Origin of the sequence: Acetivibrio mesophilus (assembly GCF_004102745.1) — a bacterium.
GTDB classification, from domain to species: domain Bacteria; phylum Bacillota; class Clostridia; order Acetivibrionales; family Acetivibrionaceae; genus Hungateiclostridium; species Hungateiclostridium mesophilum.
Genome location: NZ_RLII01000002.1, coordinates 51,681 through 70,091 on the forward strand (window position 1 = coordinate 51,681; position 18,411 = coordinate 70,091).

Annotated in this window: 15 protein-coding genes; 8 read left to right on the top strand and 7 right to left on the bottom strand. The window is 38.6% G+C overall.

The features are described 5' to 3' along the window. Positions 1 to 95 precede the first annotated feature (95 nt). The 3 genes from EFD62_RS02515 to EFD62_RS02525 all read right to left on the bottom strand — a co-directional run bounded on the left by EFD62_RS02515 (position 96) and on the right by EFD62_RS02525 (position 4,302). On the bottom strand, positions 96 to 2,510 hold the full coding sequence (locus tag EFD62_RS02515) for a homocysteine S-methyltransferase family protein (RefSeq protein ID WP_069193863.1): 2,415 nt from the start codon (positions 2,508 to 2,510) through the stop codon (positions 96 to 98). Further along, the gene (locus EFD62_RS02520) at positions 2,503 to 3,147 is read right to left on the bottom strand and encodes a vitamin B12 dependent-methionine synthase activation domain-containing protein (RefSeq protein WP_128705699.1); all 645 of its coding nucleotides are present in this window, start codon (positions 3,145 to 3,147) and stop codon (positions 2,503 to 2,505) included. The genes EFD62_RS02515 and EFD62_RS02520 overlap by 8 nt, the downstream gene beginning before the upstream one ends. A gap of 81 nt (positions 3,148 to 3,228) precedes the next feature. Further along, positions 3,229 to 4,302: a YkvI family membrane protein gene (locus EFD62_RS02525; protein WP_069193865.1), complete on the bottom strand. Its 1,074-nt coding sequence runs from the start codon at positions 4,300 to 4,302 to the stop codon at positions 3,229 to 3,231. A 231-nt stretch (positions 4,303 to 4,533) separates the two neighbouring features. Between EFD62_RS02525 and EFD62_RS02530 the strand changes: the two genes are divergently transcribed. Continuing rightward, complete coding sequence (locus tag EFD62_RS02530; protein WP_069193866.1) at positions 4,534 to 4,719, top strand: DUF1657 domain-containing protein; 186 nt, start codon at positions 4,534 to 4,536, stop codon at positions 4,717 to 4,719. 16 nt (positions 4,720 to 4,735) lie between these two features. Beyond that, the gene (locus EFD62_RS02535) at positions 4,736 to 4,981 is read left to right on the top strand and encodes a spore coat protein (RefSeq protein WP_128705700.1); all 246 of its coding nucleotides are present in this window, start codon (positions 4,736 to 4,738) and stop codon (positions 4,979 to 4,981) included. A gap of 162 nt (positions 4,982 to 5,143) precedes the next feature. Here EFD62_RS02535 and EFD62_RS02540 read toward each other — a convergent pair whose 3' ends face one another. Next, positions 5,144 to 5,329: a hypothetical protein gene (locus tag EFD62_RS02540; protein ID WP_069193868.1), complete on the bottom strand. Its 186-nt coding sequence runs from the start codon at positions 5,327 to 5,329 to the stop codon at positions 5,144 to 5,146. A gap of 316 nt (positions 5,330 to 5,645) precedes the next feature. After that, positions 5,646 to 7,394: a glycosyl hydrolase family 28-related protein gene (locus EFD62_RS02545; RefSeq protein WP_069193869.1), complete on the bottom strand. Its 1,749-nt coding sequence runs from the start codon at positions 7,392 to 7,394 to the stop codon at positions 5,646 to 5,648. Between the two features lie 218 nt (positions 7,395 to 7,612). Here EFD62_RS02545 and EFD62_RS02550 point away from each other — a divergent pair, with 218 nt between their 5' ends. The 6 genes from EFD62_RS02550 to EFD62_RS02575 all read left to right on the top strand — a co-directional run bounded on the left by EFD62_RS02550 (position 7,613) and on the right by EFD62_RS02575 (position 17,449). Beyond that, positions 7,613 to 8,815 (top strand): isoamylase early set domain-containing protein, encoded by a 1,203-nt coding sequence (locus EFD62_RS02550; RefSeq protein WP_128705701.1) that lies wholly within the window; start codon positions 7,613 to 7,615, stop codon positions 8,813 to 8,815. Positions 8,816 to 8,850: 35 nt separating this feature from the next. Beyond that, positions 8,851 to 13,533: a type VII secretion protein EssC gene (gene essC / locus EFD62_RS02555; protein ID WP_128705702.1), complete on the top strand. Its 4,683-nt coding sequence runs from the start codon at positions 8,851 to 8,853 to the stop codon at positions 13,531 to 13,533. 130 nt (positions 13,534 to 13,663) lie between these two features. Further along, complete coding sequence (locus EFD62_RS02560; protein WP_069193872.1) at positions 13,664 to 13,966, top strand: WXG100 family type VII secretion target; 303 nt, start codon at positions 13,664 to 13,666, stop codon at positions 13,964 to 13,966. A 140-nt stretch (positions 13,967 to 14,106) separates the two neighbouring features. Beyond that, the gene (locus tag EFD62_RS02565) at positions 14,107 to 14,355 is read left to right on the top strand and encodes an EsaB/YukD family protein (protein ID WP_069193873.1); all 249 of its coding nucleotides are present in this window, start codon (positions 14,107 to 14,109) and stop codon (positions 14,353 to 14,355) included. 60 nt (positions 14,356 to 14,415) lie between these two features. Further along, on the top strand, positions 14,416 to 15,246 hold the full coding sequence (locus tag EFD62_RS02570) for a PP2C family protein-serine/threonine phosphatase (RefSeq protein WP_069193874.1): 831 nt from the start codon (positions 14,416 to 14,418) through the stop codon (positions 15,244 to 15,246). A gap of 97 nt (positions 15,247 to 15,343) precedes the next feature. Continuing rightward, positions 15,344 to 17,449 carry a DUF5050 domain-containing protein gene (locus EFD62_RS02575; RefSeq protein ID WP_128705703.1) on the top strand — a complete coding sequence of 702 codons (2,106 nt, stop codon included), beginning with the start codon at positions 15,344 to 15,346 and terminating at the stop codon, positions 17,447 to 17,449. Positions 17,450 to 17,481: 32 nt separating this feature from the next. On the opposite strand, the gene EFD62_RS02580 is transcribed toward EFD62_RS02575, so the two are convergent. Both EFD62_RS02580 and EFD62_RS02585 read right to left on the bottom strand, forming a co-directional pair. Continuing rightward, positions 17,482 to 17,967: a hypothetical protein gene (locus EFD62_RS02580; RefSeq protein ID WP_069193876.1), complete on the bottom strand. Its 486-nt coding sequence runs from the start codon at positions 17,965 to 17,967 to the stop codon at positions 17,482 to 17,484. 18 nt (positions 17,968 to 17,985) lie between these two features. After that, the gene (locus EFD62_RS02585) at positions 17,986 to 18,399 is read right to left on the bottom strand and encodes a hypothetical protein (RefSeq protein ID WP_069193877.1); all 414 of its coding nucleotides are present in this window, start codon (positions 18,397 to 18,399) and stop codon (positions 17,986 to 17,988) included. Positions 18,400 to 18,411 lie beyond the last annotated feature (12 nt).

The following is an 18,411-nucleotide window of genomic DNA, read 5'->3' on the forward strand; positions in this document are numbered from 1 at the left end:
TATACCATGTACTATATGTTGTGTCAATAGAATTTTTCATTTCAGAATCATTACTTATTATGTATCAATTGGAATATCTGCCGATACTTGGGCAGTTAAGTTTCTGAGAGCTTAGATGCAAGCTTCACAGCAGCATAAGCATCCTCGGAATATCCGTCTGCACCTATTTCTTTTGCATAATCAGCATTTACTACAGCGCCACCAATCATTACCTTAGCGCTAAGTCCCTCTTTTCTCACAAGGTTTACAACTTCCTTCATTTCAAGCATTGTTGTTGTCATCAGCGCAGAAAGGCCGATTATCGGTGCTTTTGTTTCCTTTACCTTTTTTACTATTTCTTCGGCACTTACATCCTTTCCAAGATCATACACTTCAAAGCCATAGTTTTTGAGCATCAACCCAACTATATTCTTTCCGATATCGTGTATATCTCCCTTTACAGTAGCCAGTACCACTCCTACCTTGCTATTTTTTTCACCTTCTGATTCTTTCTCAAGAAGAGGCTCTAAAATTCCAAAGGCTTCTTTCATTGTCTCTGCACTTTGTATCAGCTGAGGCAAAAAATATTCCTTTTTGTCATAGAGGTCGCCTACATGAGTTATGGCAGGAATAAGATGTTTATCAACAATTACCGAAGGCTCTATTCCATCCTTTAATGCAATATCAATGAACTTCCGAACATTCTCTCTGTCACCCTTTACTACTGATTCATAAATTTTTTCTACGGGACTTGCTGTGTCCTTTTTTTCAGGAATTACAGGCTTATCACTCACTAGTGCAGCAAAATACTCAATATATTTCTTGCTGTTTTTATCCTTTGCCTTCAATACATCTGAAGCCATTTTTATGCTCATAAGCGTATCACTGGACGGATTTAATATTGCCATTGTCAGCCCGTATCCAATTGCCATGGCAAGAAAAGCCGAGTTAATCCAAGCTCTTTCAGGCATTCCGAAGGATACATTTGAAAGTCCCACTATTGTTCCGCAACCAAAATTATTGGTGCACCATTCTATGACATTTAATGTCTCAAGGGCAGCTTCTTGATCAGCCGATACAGTCATAACAAGCCCATCAACTATGATATCTTTTTTTGTATAGCCAAATTTCAAAGCTTCATTGAAGACTTCTTCAACTATATGACACCTCTCCTTGCCGCTTTTCGGTACTCCTGCATCATTCAAAGGCAGGAGAATAAACGCTGCTCCGTATTTGGCCGCAATAGGAAGAAGCTTCTCGAGTTTGACTTTTTCTGCCGAGATAGAGTTTATGAGGGCTCGACCGGGATAAATCCTAAGAGCAGCCTCAAGAACCTCCGGAGAAGATGAATCCAGACAGAGTGGTGCGTCCGACATGGAGGACAAAAGCTCAATCACCTTTACCATTGTCTCTTTCTCATCTATTCCGGGCATACCCACATTAACATCCAATATGTTTGCGCCTTTTTCAACCTGCTCGATAGCAAATTGCCTTACCAATGATGTCATGCCCTGTCTCAATTCCTCTTGCAGCTTCTTTTTTCCGGATGGGTTAATTCTTTCTCCCACCACCACGACAGGTTCATTAGCATCTACAAAAACCGTTTTTCTAGCAGAAGCAACGGCACAAATCTCTTTTGGTTCTGGGGGTATAGGGATTAGTCCATTTATATTTTTTCGAATCTGCGCAATGTATAGCGGGGATGTACCGCAGCAGCCGCCCAAAAGATTTACTCCCGCTTCTATAAATTCTCTTATGTAGCTTCCGAACTCTTCCGATTCCATGTCAAACTGGGTTTTCCCGTCAATTAGCCTGGGAAGTCCTGCGTTTGGCTTCGCAAGCAGTGGAACTTTTGCATAGGGTTTCATAGAACGGATAATTTTTATCATATCTTCCGGTCCTGTAGAGCAATTACATCCGACAACATCTGCCCCAAGATTTTGAAGAATAATGAGGGCTGATACAGGATCAGTTCCTGTAAGTGTCCTGCCGTTTTCGTCAAAGGTCATGCTGACGCACACAGGAAGATCACAGCTTTCCTTTACGGCCAGCAAGGCCGCCCTTGCTTCCTGTATATCCATCATGGTTTCTATTACAAAAAAGTCTACACCGCCTTCTAAAAGGCCCTTTACCTGTTCCTTATAAATATCCACTGCTTCTTCAAAGGGCATGTCCCCAAAAGGTCTTACAAACTGTCCGGTGGGTGCAAGATCGCCACCAACAAAACCGTTTTCCCCGACAGCCTTCCTCGAAAGCTGTGCCAGTTTTCTGTTTATTTCAACCACCTTATCGCCCAATCCAAATTCGGAAAGTTTTATTCTATTGCCTCCAAAGGTGCATGTATAAACAGCATTTGCCCCTGCATTTATGTAATCTTTTTGTATATCTACAATCACATCCGGATTCTCAATTGCCCAACTCTCCGGACATACACCGTTGGGCATTCCCCTTTTTTGAAGCTCGGTACCTGTAGCACCGTCAAGAACCAGTATATTCTGTTTCAAAAAATCCAAAAAATCCTTCTTATTCATTATAGCCAACCCCTTCCACACCTGCTATAGCAATGACCGACTTTTCGGGCACTAGCATGAATCTTTCGGTAATATTAATACCAAGCCTTTCTAAATTTAACACATCAAAAATCAATTTTTGATTCGATAAAGGAAGGTCTCCATAACCGGGGCTGTATCGCATTCCGGTAAGTTTTTTACCTTCTCTTCTTATCATTTTATTGATAAAATCAACCATCCAGTCAAGCGCAGCGTCTGCCGTTTCAGAAGCTACAGCATCCAATATTACTCCAAAAGCGGCATCTTTATTTTTTATCTCATCTACTATCCTGTCCACAATATCCTTTCCCACCGTTGATGCCATTAAAACGACATCCATACTGTTTGAAAGAAGTTTTGACAGGCTTCTGCTCTTTAGAGTCACACCATTCTCGAGCTCAACGGATTCTTCATCTCTGTTTATTATGTCAAATGTTCCGAAAACTCCTTTTGTGTTGCACAGCATCAAGCCTTTACTTATATTCTCCATAAGATTCTTTCTATAATCATCATCCATAACCGTTGTAGTCTTCTTGTAGCCCAATCTTGTAAGAATCATTCCCTTATCCGGTGTTGCCGGAATGTGCTCAAAGAATTTAAGTCCTCTGTATTTTTCCATAATATCCACCGCGCAATTTTAATAGTATAATTATTATATATTATGAGAAAAAAAAATCAACCGTAAATAAGTTGACTTTATTTATGCATTCTTTACAGGCTTAAATCTTGTGATAACAAGGCATACAAGGAGTACAACACCTCCATACCCCACAACAGGATAAAGGTATTTTACCATATTTGAAAATCCCAACTGACTTGCGGCCAAGGCCAAAATAGTTGCTCCAATTATATAAAATTTTGCTTTATTTGAATTTATGTCGGTAATCCTGGCTGAAAATCCATAGAGACTCCCAACAGCTGTAGTATATATTTCTCCTATAAGAACTAATGCATATAGTATTTGCAATACATAGGACAGGCTGCCGGCAAGATAAATCATAGGTATCTCCATATCCTTTACAGTTTCAAGATTTCTTTCCATGGCAAAATAAATTGCTATCGCCGATCCCCCAAGCCCAATTCCTCCAAGTATTGCCCCATTTCTCAATGCACTTTTATTTTTTGCCTGTACTCCCAGAGGTCCCAATACGGAAATTGCCAGCACCATATTGTATGAAACATAGAGAATGGCAGCCCAGAGCCAGTTACTGATTAGTCCGCTCGTTGATGCCGGCGCTGTTGCAGCAACAAGCTCATAGGTCCTTGACTTTGGCTGTATAAAGAGAATTGATGCAAAGCTGATGCCTACAGCTGAAGTAACCAAAAAGGGAACCACCGCACTAATAGAGTTTATTACTCCCTTGATTCCTGTAAGCACAGTTAGTGCTGTAAAGGTGGCCATAATCAAATTACCCCAAAGAGGATTTATTCCAAACTGCTGTTTTACCAAAGCTCCTGACCCTGCAATCATTGCAGTAAGCGCGCCAAACAGGAAAAAAGTGATTAGATAGTCTATTATCGGACTTAAAAACCTCCCGCCGGAATGCTTAATTATTTGAAGGTGAGATTCTGTTTTAAGGCCTCTTCCGATTTCCATGATAATATAGCCAAATACCATAAATAAAGCTGTAACGATAAGTAATCCCCAAAGACCCTTTGCTCCGAAAACTGCGAAAAACTGAAGCATTTCCTGTCCGGAGGCAAATCCTGCCCCTACTACAGTTCCAATATATGTTGCTGCAACTTTAAAGGTTGATATTTTACTATTCTCCATTGCCATTCATCTCCTTACACTACAACTGCTTTTAAAATAAATTTCAATATTTAATGTGCCCTTTATAAAATTTCTTATAGTATGTAATAAATACTATAGAAATTAACAGTGGTGCATTTATGTTGCGAAAAAGCTTTGCATAAGCTAATCTTAATTCTTTGATTTTTTTTGAATATTTTATTTGATTTAAAAGAAACTAATAGTGAAATACAAATGAGAGGAGTGTTGTATATGACTCAAATAAACCAGTTAGAGCTTCAGAATTTAAGACACCTTATCTATTCTCATGAGACTTCAGCTAAAAAACTGGAAACTTATGCTCAGCAGGCGACAGATCCGCAGGTGAAACAAATGTTTCAAAAATCTGCCCAGGATGCAAGAAACACTAAGCAACAATTAATGTCATTCTTAAGCTAAAGGAGGTAAAAAAACAATGCAAGATAAAGAAATGGTAAATGACATCTTATCACAGATCAATAGCAGTCTTACTGGTTATGCAAATGTTATTACACAATCATCCAACCAACAGTTAAGGCAGACAATACAGCAAATAAGAAACAACTGCGAAACTTTTCAGTATGACCTTTACAAATTGGCAGAACAAAAGGGATATTATCAGGCAGCTCAACTGGCCGATCAAAGTGATATTTCACAGGTAAAATCCCAGTTTGCACTATAAATATAGCAATAATACAATAGGTTGTATCAAGTAACACACGAAAACGGCTTCTTTAATTATGAAGCCGTTTTTGTATTAGCCTCTTGGAGTGAAATGAAAGAGGCAAAAGCGAAAGGACTCGATGTCCCGAGCTTTTATTTTTTGTTGTTGGTATTATAAAAATCACCACATACCAATTCCCATTATAAATTGATCGTACAATTCCCTGACTCTGTCATATACGGAATTATCCGAATCCTTTTCATCATTCAAAAAATGCGTCAGGTCCATAAGTCCGTTAATCCTCGTTTCGTAGCCGTTTTCTTTTAGCACGTCATTAATCTGATTGAAAATTTCTCTTTCACCCATTTTATTACCTCCACATTTTATAATACTAAGGTCAATATTGGATTAATCAGTAATAATTATTGACATAAGCAAATATAATTATTCAAATAAAAGCTTGGAACATGGAGTCCTTTTGCTTTAGCCCCTTTCATTACACTCGATGAGAATAAATAAGGAATATGTCTGAATCTATTAGGTTCAGACATATTCCCTGTGAAAAAGGTAATAAAATGAGTAGAATATATAAACTTTCTACGTCCAGGTTTAAAATTACCAGGAGTGCTTAGTTCAAAATAGTATATTCGAAAGATAAATTAATTTTTATGTACTTTTTTCGTCAAATCTCCTCGACAGGAAACTTATCAATTATTTTTAGGACATATCTTTTCATCAATGTAAGATCGGTGGAATTTAATTTTCCGTCTCCGCTTACTTCGGCGCTTATCCTGCCATCCGGATGCGGGAAATCACTGATAGTTTTCATCAGGTACCTCTTTAACAATGTCAAATCCGTCGAGTTGACCTTATTATCACCATTTATGTCACCATACCTTATGGGGTTATCCGGGGTCGGCGAGACAGTGGGTATTGTATTGCCATAATACCTTTCCCTTGCAGGGTTGGTGCCGCTTATTCTGTCCCATCCGGTTGATGGCCACTCCATAGCTCCAAAGAAAACCGGCTCTTTGTCAAGATAATAAGAATCTGGTATTGCATGATCTTGAGTTTGTTGATTCCACTGAATTGAACCAGATATGAGATTGCCATGTAAAAACAGCGTTGAAGGGTCAATTTTATGCGGATATCGGTCATCGGTATCCCAAAGAATATTGCCGCTTACAATTTCATTGCCAATAAAATTCTGATAGTTTGATGAGTCCTCCACACAAATATTCTCTGACTCTACCCTGTTCCTAAAATACGTGTTGTACGGTCCGGAGGGTCCCCAGTAATCGGAAACAGTTATTTCTTGCACTATATTTCCTTCAAACAAATTGGAATAGGCATAGTGTCCATGAACTGAAATATCGGCTGGTGTCCAGTTGCCTCCTTCGTTCTGATATGGTTCTATTGAATAATTGTACCCAAAAACATTTCCATTTGCACCAAGGTGCACCATCATCGAGTGTCTCAGATGCTTGAATATGTTATTTTCAATCAGGCAGTCCGATGAATGAAAGCCCAGTTCCACACCATATCCGTGTCCGCCTCCACCCCAATTTGTTGCATCGTCAAAAAAGCTGTCCCGTACTTCAATCCTGTATCCTGTTGTAACACTGACATGGGCTTTTGAAGGTTTAATGCTGTGAACATTGCTAATCCAGCAGTTTGCTGCATTCTTAAAATAAAACATTGAGGTATCGCTGGTATCAATACGTTTCACAGAAAAATCTTCAAACCCAATATATTCTGCAAAGCCCTGCGTCCTAATTACAGGATTCAATTTCGACTTATATGTAATTCTAAGAGGTTCATCAATAGTCACAGTATTGCCCGAAACCGAAACCACCTTTGCTATTTGCCCTACGGCGCCGTCTGCCCACCCTTGATTCCATGTCGGCAAAGTATACATCACGGCAGGATCATTATCCTGTTGTATTTCAACATATTTGCCGGCGACAAACCCTGTCGGATCGGATACCACCAATTCCCTCGATCCACGGGTATAGCCTCCGGTGAGATTCACCCAGTTTCCCCTTTTGTAGGTTATAGCCTCAAAAGCATCGGATGAGTGATCTATCAAAAGGTTTGTTCTGCCAGGGCCTTCTCCTCTTAAAACAATCGGTTTATTCAATGTAATTTTTGATTTTAAAAGATATTCTCCCGACGGAATCAGAACAGCACCTCCATCTTTTACAGATTCAATAGCCTTTATGAAAGCATTGCTGTCGTCGGTTAAACCATCGCCCTTTGCTCCAAAGTCCATAACATTGGCTACAACAGGCCTTGTTGGAATTCCGCCTCTAATTCCTGGGTTCCACACAATAACCTCACCGTTTATTTCTGCGTTATAAGCATTTGATTTTAAGACAAAACTCATCAGTAGCATAATAATCATGGTAACGCATAATACTATTTTTGGCATATATTTTCCCCCAATCAAGTATCCCTTATATAATAATTTTATATAAGAACCAAGCAATTTACAATCTTTTCACTGAAGGGATAAACTATAGGATATTCAAGGTATAAATATATGGCAACCCGCTATAAAAAAGCTGGTGCAATGGGAAAATTTATGGTAAGATTTTATAGTGACTATAGTATTAGTTATATTTCACTTATAAAGGGGTTAATGATTTTATGAAATTTCCATTTTTCTATTGTACCAACAGTTTTGCTATCAAAAGTATATCTGTTATCGGAGATTTCAATAACTGGGATAGCAGCAGAAATTCTTTTAAAAGGCATGATGACGGTACCTGGATGACAGAAATTGAACTTTCTCCCGGCAATTACAGATATAAATTTTTAATAAATGATAGCATATATTTTAACGATCCAAATGCCCTAATCTATACACATGATGATAAGGGTGGCACAGCATCTTCTATTATTATTGGCGAAAACAATAAAAGGATAATCAATATCAAACCGGCTTCTCTCAATATCGAAAGCTACAGCTTTTTATGTGTTGACAAGGACCTTTTATCTTGTGAAAATAGTGGAAAAAAATACTATAAGGACAAACACAGTAGCCTTACCTTAAAAATCGTTTTTTCCGACATAATTGGTTTGTGTGCTGTAAATGCAATATGGTATACTCCCAATAATGAAATCTATGAGGTTCAGGAAAGTGTTTTAGAAGACAGAGTCAAAGATGAAGTTAATGGAAACGAAGCGTTGTTTCAAATCGATATAAATGATGATACTCCGGAAGGCGACTGGAAATTGCAAATATTTATAAACGGTACCTTTGCGCTAGAGGACAGCTTTACAATAGAATTAAAGCAACCGGAAGTCTTGGATAATGCAGTATCTTATGGTGCTCCAATACTGGCGGTAGACTCGGAGCTTCCCGATTTCTTAATCGATCAGGCCTCACAGGACGGATATACTCCATCTGAATCTGAAATCAAAACCAATTCACAAACCGATGCCGAAAAAGAAGAAGAGCTTTCAGGTGAAGAGTTATTGGGTCTCTTTGATGATATTAAAGAAATAAATATATCCCACAACCCAAAGACTTCAGTCCCGGACGAAGTTGAAGTGCCCAACGACAGCAATATTATTAATTTGTTCGACGAAATTCGAGAATCCGAAGTCAAAGATGAAAATCCATTGGATATGTCAAATGCCCCTGCTACGGCTTCCAATGAGGACGTTGAATCCGACAGCAGTATTGACGAACTGCTTGAACTTAAAGATTTTATTAATTTTTCCCAAAGCTTGGACACCAAACCGGAAGCTAACGAGGCCGATGTCATTGAATCCGATGAAGCAAGTATAGATGAAATACTTAAAGATATAAAAGATATAAAAGATATAACTGACGAAAACTCTTAAGGTATTGAAAGTATTTTCTTTGTGAGGTAATCTTTATGGGAAATAAACATGTTTTACATATATACTTTGATAATTTTTTTAGAATTGTTGAAATTGATTCTTTCAATAAAAATATAATATCTATCGGGCGCTCTAATTCAAACGATATAGTGATTGATTCCTCCTGCATTGATGAAAACCATTGCTCGCTAAAAAAAGAGGATAACCAGTGGTATATTTACAATCACAGTAAATCAGGTATTTTTTGCAATGGAAGCACTATAAGCAAGAAGAAGCTTGTTCCCTTTGACACATATATAATTGGAAATTCTCCCGAAACCATGAGTAGGTCTGCCATAATGGTAAAACCGGAAGATCCCTATGATAACGTTCTGGAAAACTTTGAAATACGGGGAGTTTCCGAGATCACCATAGGAAAAAGTGAATCCTGCAATATAGTTTATTCTGACAAACTGATTTCAAGTGAGCATGCTAAAATATATAAATCTATTGACGGAAGATATCACATTGCAGATCTGGAGAGCCTCAACGGCACCTTTTTAAACGGGAAAAAGGTTTATGACAGTACATTAAGTCAAGGTGACATAATCCATATCTGCGGATATAAAATAGTATTTGAGGGACCTATTATTTCAGTATACCACATAGGAGATGGAGTCTTTGTCAACGGCTTGAAAGCAGCCTTAAAATCCACAAAACCTCCCTACCCCTATATTCAACGCTCCCCAAGGCTTATTCCTGAAATGCCGGGAGGTGAGAAGGCAATACCAAATCCTCCGGCGGCAGCAAACAAGCCTACTATGTCGTTGTTACCTATTTTATTGCCTCCGGTAATGATGTCTTTAATAACAATTATTACAGCAATAGTTGGAAAATCATCCTATATGTTACTTTCAGTCTCCATGACGTTTGTATCTGTATTTGTATCAATATCTCAATATATATCTCAAAATAAAAAATTCAAAACTGACACTGATTTGAGAAACAAAAAGTATGGAGAAATCCTTCACTCAATACGTAAAGAACTTGAAATAGCCCGGGAACAGCAAAAAAAAGGTATGCTGATTATGAATCCTGATCTCAACGAATGCATACGTCGTGTTGAAAGCATAGACAGAAAACTTTGGGAAAGAACCCCTCAGTTCAATGATTTCCTATCGGCACGTATAGGTATAGGCACCATGCCTCTTGCAATGAAAATTCAGGTTCAAAACCAGACACTGAGCATTGAGAATGACCCTTTAATGTCAGAACCTCAAAAGCTGCATGATGAATTCAGTCAGGTTTCGGATATACCTGTTTGTGTTCCTTTGTTTCATTTAGGCACAGCAGGAATAATAGGATCTAGAAGTGAAGTTCTAAAAAACGTCAGAGCTTTAATTATGCAACTGGCAACCTTTCATTCCTATGAAGAGGTAAAAATCATACTGGTTTATCCAAAAGAGGAGGCAGATGAATGGGAGTGGATTCGCTGGCTACCCCATGTATGGAATGAAAATCGTCAAATCCGTTTTTTGGCAAACGATAAAGAAACAGCCCATCAGTTATTTGGTGCATTCTATGATATTATAAAAGAGCGTGAACAACGCACCAACAAAGATAAAATCGATACACCCCTTACTCCTGTGAATTTACCTCATTATGTATTTATTCTAGCCGACATCCGTTTGATTGAGAATGAGGCAATTATGAATTATTTGGCTCACAACAACCAAATCCTCGGGGTATCAACTATTTATCTTTTTGACAGGATTGAGTATCTTCCAAAAGATTGTCAGGTTATTATTGAGCTGGCTCCCAAATCCGGTCATATGGTGCAAAGAAGCCAGGGGTCATCCCCTATCCCCTTTTTGCCGGATATAGCATCTATAAAGGATGCAGAGCATTTTTCCAGAAGCATGGCTCCTATACGCATAAAGGAATTGCTGACTTCGACCAATCTGCCTTCTGCAATAACGCTTCTTCAACTGTATTCAGTCAGAACCGTCGAGGAATTGAATATATTGGGAAGATGGAAAGAAAACAAAGCTTTCCGTTCATTGGCTGCTCCCCTTGGAATCCGTACCGGCAATGAAATGATTTCCCTTGACCTCCATGAGCGCGGACAGGGTCCCCATGGATTGGTTGCAGGTACTACGGGTTCCGGTAAAAGTGAGCTTCTCCAGTCCTTTATAATTTCTGTGGCAATAAACTTTCATCCCCATGATGTGGTTTTTGTTCTGATAGATTATAAAGGAGGAGGTATGGCAAACGCATTTCTCGATATGCCTCATCTGGTTGGAACAATTACCAACCTTGGAGGAAATCAGACAACCCGTGCCCTTGTATCAATTAAGAGTGAGCTTAAGAGAAGACAGACAATTTTTGCCGAACATGGAGTAAACCATATAGACAGCTATCAAAAACTTTACCACAGCCAGAAAGCCAAAGAACCCCTTCCTCATCTTGTCATAATTGCGGACGAATTCGCAGAGTTAAAAAGTGAACAGCCGGATTTTATGAGAGAGTTGGTAAGTACTGCGAGGGTTGGGCGAAGCCTTGGTGTGCACCTTATTCTTGCAACGCAGAAGCCGGCGGGTGTAGTTGATGATCAGATATGGAGTAACGCTCGCTTCCGTATTTGTCTTAAGGTTCAAGGGCCTCAGGACAGCCAGGATGTTATCAAACGTCCCGATGCTGCAGATATCAAACTGCCTGGAAGAGCCTTCATACAAGTTGGAAACGATGAAATATTCGAGCTTTTCCAGTCTGCATGGAGTGGAGCAGGCTATACTCCTGACGCCAGCGAAGAAATCAATACACAGAATGATATTTCAGAAGTAGCCATAGATGGTAAACGTCACCAACTTTATACAAGATCCACATCACGAATCAGCAAAGCTGAATTTACTCAGCTTGAAGCTACTGTCGCTCATATAGCAAGTGTGGCTCAGCATGATAATATAGTTCGTCTTAAAGGACCATGGCTTCCGCCTCTTCCTGAGCACATCTATCTTGAAACCCTCCTTACTGATGTAAACGGGTGCTGGGATGGTGAAAAGTGGACAAAGGCAGATACATGGTTAAATCCAGTCATTGGACTATTAGATGATCCGGAAAAACAGCTTCAGGCTCCATTGACAGTTGATCTTGGAAAAGAGGGACACTTAATCGTATATGGCTCACCGGGATATGGCAAAACCACGCTTTTGCAGACTTTAATTATGTCCCTGGCATTAAACTACTCTCCTTCCGATGTAAATATGTATATACTGGATTTTGGTGTTAGAACTCTAGGTATATTCTCAGGGCTTCCCCACGTTGGAGGAACAGTAATGGTTGACGAGGAAGAGAAGCTAAATAAGCTCTTCAAATACATATTAAAAGAAATGGATACACGAAAAGATCTCTTCTCCGAAAAAGGCGTCAGCAGCTTGACAGCCTATAGAGATGCCAGTGAGGAAACACTTCCGGCAATTGTAGTTATCATAGATAATTTCTCTGCCTTCTCCGAGATGTATCCCGAATATGAAGATTATCTTATTCAGATTTCCAGAGAAGGAGGTAATTTAGGCATACATATAGTAGTGACATGCAGTAGCACATCAGCGATTCGCTACAAATTGAGTTCCAATTTCAAGCTGGCTATTGCACTTCAGATGTCCGATAAAGGTGACTATTCACTTATTGTAGGAAGAACCTTTGGTTTGGAACCTAGCCCTGTAAACGGACGCGGTCTGGTAAAGGGTAATCCTCCCCTTGAATTCCAGACAGCCTTGCCAACGGAAGGCGAATCGGAAATTGAACGAACAATAAAACTTAAGTCAACTATAAGTGAAATATCAAAAAGCTGGACAGGCTCCAAAGCCAAGCCTATTCCTGTTATGCCTGAAATCGTATACTACAAGGATCTTATTACGAGAGATGAAGTCAAAAAGACCCTTGCTCGTAAACCTGTGTGTGTACCTCTTGGAATTGAAGAAAATGAAATGGAGTTAAGCTTTATTGACTTGCTGGATACGCCCCATTTGTTGGTATCTGGAGATATTCAAAGCGGTAAGACAACATTCCTTCAAGCGCTTACTATTACCCTTGCTCTTAAATTCTCTCCGGAAAAGCTGGCAATACACATCTTTGACTCAAGCTCTCTCGGGCTCTATGCATTAAGCCAGCTTCCCCACACCAAAACCTATACCAACGATGGGGAGAATATAGCCGACTTTGCAGAATCCCTTAAAAAAGAGATTGATGATAGAAAATCTGACCTTAATAAAGAGAGGATTCGTGCGGGAGGATTGATTAATGATAAGGATTTCATTTTGAACCGACAACTCAGCCTTATTTTGATTGACGACTTTAATGATTTTATGCAGTATGCCGACTCTACTACCAAAGACCTACTTGAAATACTGGTAAAAAAGGAACGAAATCTTGGTATAAGTACGGTCATGGCAGGTTACACCCAAGATGTGGGCTCTAGTTGGGATAATTTAGCGAAGGCTTTTAAAGACATGCAAACAGGTATATTACTGGGAAGTATCTCCGACCAACAACTGTTTTCCATCAGGCTCCCCTATGGAACAACCGAAAAGGCAATAAACCCCGGTGATGGCTATCTTGTTAATCGAGGACGTTTTTGCAGAGTTAAGACGGCTATGCTGGAAAACAATATCCTAAAGGCATGGATAACACAGATTAAAAAGAGCTATAGCAATAAAGATAATAGGCCTGTCGAATAATTAAAGCTGACTACTAAATTAGAATTCTCTATTGATTTTTGCTTATTTTTCTGAGATAATAATGTTGTTTGGTACAGACTTCATATAGTCGAAATTAATACCAATATTAATTTAAAAAGGGGGAATAAAAATGGCAGGTATTATTCGTATTACACCAGAAGAGGTTAAAAGCGCTGCTAGGAGAATAGGTCAAAAAACTACTGAAACTACGAATTTTCTAAATAATATCCAGACCGAAATAACCAACCTTCAAAGCATCTGGGAAGGTAATGCTGCTCAGGCTTATGTTGAACAGTTTCAGGCATTAAGAAAAGAACTTGAGACAAAGCTAAATCAATGTCTCGCTGACCTTCAAAAATCACTAGAATCAGTTGCACAAGCTCTTGATCAGGCTGATAAAGATGTAGCTAGTAAACTTCGTAGCGGTAAGTAAAATTTTCTACTTACATAAAAATAAAAACTTGGAACACCAAGTTCCATCGTTTTTGCCTCTTTCATTTTACCAAGAGGCCAAATTCGTAAAGAGGCTATGTAAAATCTGCATAGCCTCTTTTAAAGTGAGGTTGAAAAAGTATGAACAATGTAATTGTAACAGTTAAATCCAAGAACAAAAAAGATACCCGTGATTTAGAGCTCCCCACTGATATACCGGCAAAGCATCTATCATCATTGATAGCTTACGCTCTTCGCCTTGACGATGATTTGACCAGTGTCACTTCAAAGTTTCATTTATATGCTGAGCCATTAGGACGAGTTCTGCGGGATGATGAGACCCTTGAAGATGCTGGTGTATGGGATGGCTCTATCTTAACAATTCTATAACTTCTATTTAAATAGAATATACTGTTATCTTTTATATAATTTATTATGAAAGGATAAGCCATGTATAGTGAAAAAAATATTATTTTGCGGGCTTCAGTTGCCAGTGATACCGGCTCTGTACGCAGTGTTAATGAGGATAATTTTTATCTTAACGGTATCTTTATTTCCTCGTCTATGAATGAAAAATCTATTCCTCTTGATATTAATGAAGCTGACTCCTTTTTCCTGTTTGCAGTAAGTGATGGCATGGGTGGAGAAACCCATGGTAATAAAGCTTCTTTTACTGCTATGAATGAGCTAAAGAAGGCACATAACCTAATTAGGAGCAATAATGATGGCAATATTGAGGAATGTATTAATAGGATTAACTCCTATATTAATAACACCAATAAATTAATATATAATTTAAGTCTTGAATATGGTGCGAGGATAGGAACAACCTTTGCTGCTCTTTTGCTATACGACGGCCGGGCACAGGCATTGAACTTAGGTGACAGCCGCGTCTACCATTTTAGAGACAATGAAATAATCCAACTCACCAAAGACCATACAGAGGCCGAAAGGCTCATAAGACTAGGTATTTTAAGCCCGGAAGAAGCATCAAACAGCCCGCGTAGGAATATGCTTTCTAGATATCTTGGCATATCTCCGGAAGAAGGAACTGTCGAAGCAGATGTTTCGGATAGCTTTTCCGTTGAAAAGGGCGATGTATTCCTTCTTTGCACTGACGGCCTTACAAGTATGGTTAAAGATGAACTCATAAAGAATATTATTAGTTCTGAAAATTTACCTTCGAAAATCGCGCCAAAACTTATAGATGAAGCGCTAAAAAAAGGTGGGTTTGATAATATAACTTGTATTGTAGTCAAAATAGAAGATATCCTAATCTAAATCAATCTATAATACATATTTCATTGGCTATATACCGTATTTGATGCTATAATTATAGAATAATTATAAGATATAATTAACCTTGGAGGTCCGAAAAATGCATGTTTCTTCCAATGATTATATAAAAAAATATGAGCCTCTATGGGGGGCGTGGTGTGTAGAATCCTTTATTGGTGAAGGAAGCTATGGAAAGGTATATAAAATCTTTAAAGAGGAATGGGGTTTTAAATACCAGTCTGCCCTAAAGCTCATAAGTATTCCCACCCAAGAACAGCACCGCGAAGCCGTTGCAACCATTGGCAATGATAATTATTCCCTAGAGCAGTACTTTGAAAGTGCTGTTAAAAATATCGTTAACGAAATACATATGATGTATACCTTGCGAGGCAATACGAATATAGTAAGCTATGAAGACCATTTGGTGCAAAAAAGCAGTGAACGTTTTGGTTGGGATATACTGATACGAATGGAGTATCTTACTACGCTTAACAAATACATATCCCAAAACGGTCTTACCCGAGCAGGCGTGGTAAATATTGCTCTGGATATCTGTTCTGCTTTGGAAATTTGTGAGCAAAAGAATATAATCCATAGAGATATAAAAGACGAGAATATATTTGTTACATCCGACGGTAAATTTAAGCTCGGTGATTTTGGTATTGCAAAGGAATTAACTCGAGCCTCGCTGGCCTCATCTATACGAGGTACACCTCTATATATGGCACCGGAAGTATATAGAGGAAAACCTTATGATTTAAGGTCCGACCTGTATTCCTTGGGTATTGTGATATATAAGCTTTTAAATCATGGAAGATTTCCTTTTATGCCTCCCTATCCTCAGGAGCTAAAGTATAAAGACAGTGAAGCAGCCTTGGACAAAAGGCTTTCCGGAGAAGCGGTTACACCTCCCTTGCAGGCTGGTGAAAAGCTCTCACAGTTTATATTGAAAATGTGCGCCTACGATCCTGATGAAAGGTATTCTTCAGCCGTTGAGGCTAAAAAGGTGCTTTTTAGCATTTTATCCGAGATGAGCAATGAAGAACGTTCATATTTGGTTATTACACCGTCTGCAATTGACAATGCTGCAAAGGACACTGAGCCCAAAGCTGACTTTCCTTCCCAGCAAGTCGACATTACGCCACAGGTCAATAGTGAAAACAAAGACGATAAGAATATGGACGATGATTGCATGGATACCGTGCTTTTAAATATCTCAAGTCCGCCGGATGATGTACCAAAAAAGCCTTTGGATAGGACAGTTAGCATATTTGGAAGTTTACTAAAAAGAGAAATGGTTTATAACCATATCGGAAATCAATCAGGAAATATATTAAACGGAGGATTGGTGTGTACTCAGGGCTCCTGGCTTTACTTTTCCAATGCCGGTTCTGACTATAATATTTATAAAGTAAAGTTTGACGGTAGTGACCTTCAAAGGGTAAACGTTGATGAATCTTGGTTTCTTAATGTTTGTGGAAACTGGCTTTATTACACTGATCCCAATAATAATGACAATATATTTAGGATCGACCTAGAAGGAAATGGTAAGACCCAACTCAACGATGATCGTTCCTGGGACATAACAGTTAGTGGAGATTGGATTTACTATATAAATGAAAGTGATGGATACAAGCTCTACAAAATAAAAACTGATGGTACAGACAAAACTAAGTTGAACAATGACTTCACCCACGGCCTGTCTATTAAGGATGACTGGCTTTACTACAGCAACAAAAGTGATGGAGGCAAAATATACAAGATAAACACAATGGGTAAAGGCAGAACAAGGATTGTCAACGACGAAGCCAGCTATATTAATATTTCCGGCGAATATATCTTCTACTGTAATAAAAGTGACGGATTTAAGCTTTATAGGGTGAGTATTGACGGTCGATCCAAAAACAAGCTGAATGATGATATTTCCTACAATATAAATGTATTAAATGGCTGGGTATACTACTGTAACAAGAGCGATGGCGGCAGCATTTACCGAATCAGAATCGAGGGAAGCGATAAATCAAAGCTTAATAATGAAAATTCCGAATTTATAAATTTAGCCAACGAGCACATATATTATTGCAGCAAATCCAATGGTAGCAAACTTTATAGTATGTCTCTCGGTGGAAGTAACAGAACAAAAATAAGTATAGATAGGCAGGAAAACAATGATGAGGATAATGATGAGGGCTGGTTCTACCTGTAAGCCCTTCCTCTATTCCCTCACCATAAAAAATATTAATTTTCCATACGAGCAAATAGTGTTCTTTCTCTTACTAATTCAAAGGAATTATCTCCTACAAATTCTTTTAGGTAATTCCTTTTAAATTTGTACTCCGTTGTAACAATAATGTGGCATTCATCAGGATAATCGGCATCATATTGGAATTCAACCACAAAATCGTTGTACCTTACATTATTTGATCTAAAGTATGCTTTATTATCACTCACATATAGATAATCCAACTTAAGGGTAGCAGAAAAAACTTCACAAAAAACGCTGATGAAGTTCTCGTCCTCGCTATACATATCAAAATTAAACTTCTTTTCCAGATCCCTGATATCCGTCAATTTAAAACCGGTCAATCGAGCAGATTTTGCTGCCGACTCTACAGCAGAATCTATCTGTGCCTTCTCCGAAAAAATCTCAACCATTTCAAAAAAAGGCTGGAATAAAATTGACGCAAAGACTATAACCAGAATCATTATCGCTAAATTCTTCATAATATCACCTTTTTGCCGTCATTTCGGGTCCAGATCCTTATTAAAATACAGGCATGTTGTCTCTACAGTAAAGGAGACAGGCCAGTCACGCTCTATCTTAAAAAAGCTCATATCCATACGGATGGGATACTTTGCATTTATAGTAACACTGAACTGATCTCCCCTTTGTAAAACCTCAGGTTCAAACTGTCCTTCTATATCACCTAAGCTAATGGGATTCTCCTTAAAAAAAGGCTTTTTGTTCAGATTTTCAATTATCATCCATGCTTCATCTTCATCAATATAGTTGTGCTGTGCTGATAAGGTTGATAAGTTGTATGTCTCATAAGCTAAGGTCATGTACCAGGGAAAGAAAAAAATGAAGTTAGTAGTTATCAAAAATACAGCACAAACCAGAAGCACTATTACTATACTTTTTGCAAAACCAGCCATAGAAAATCACCC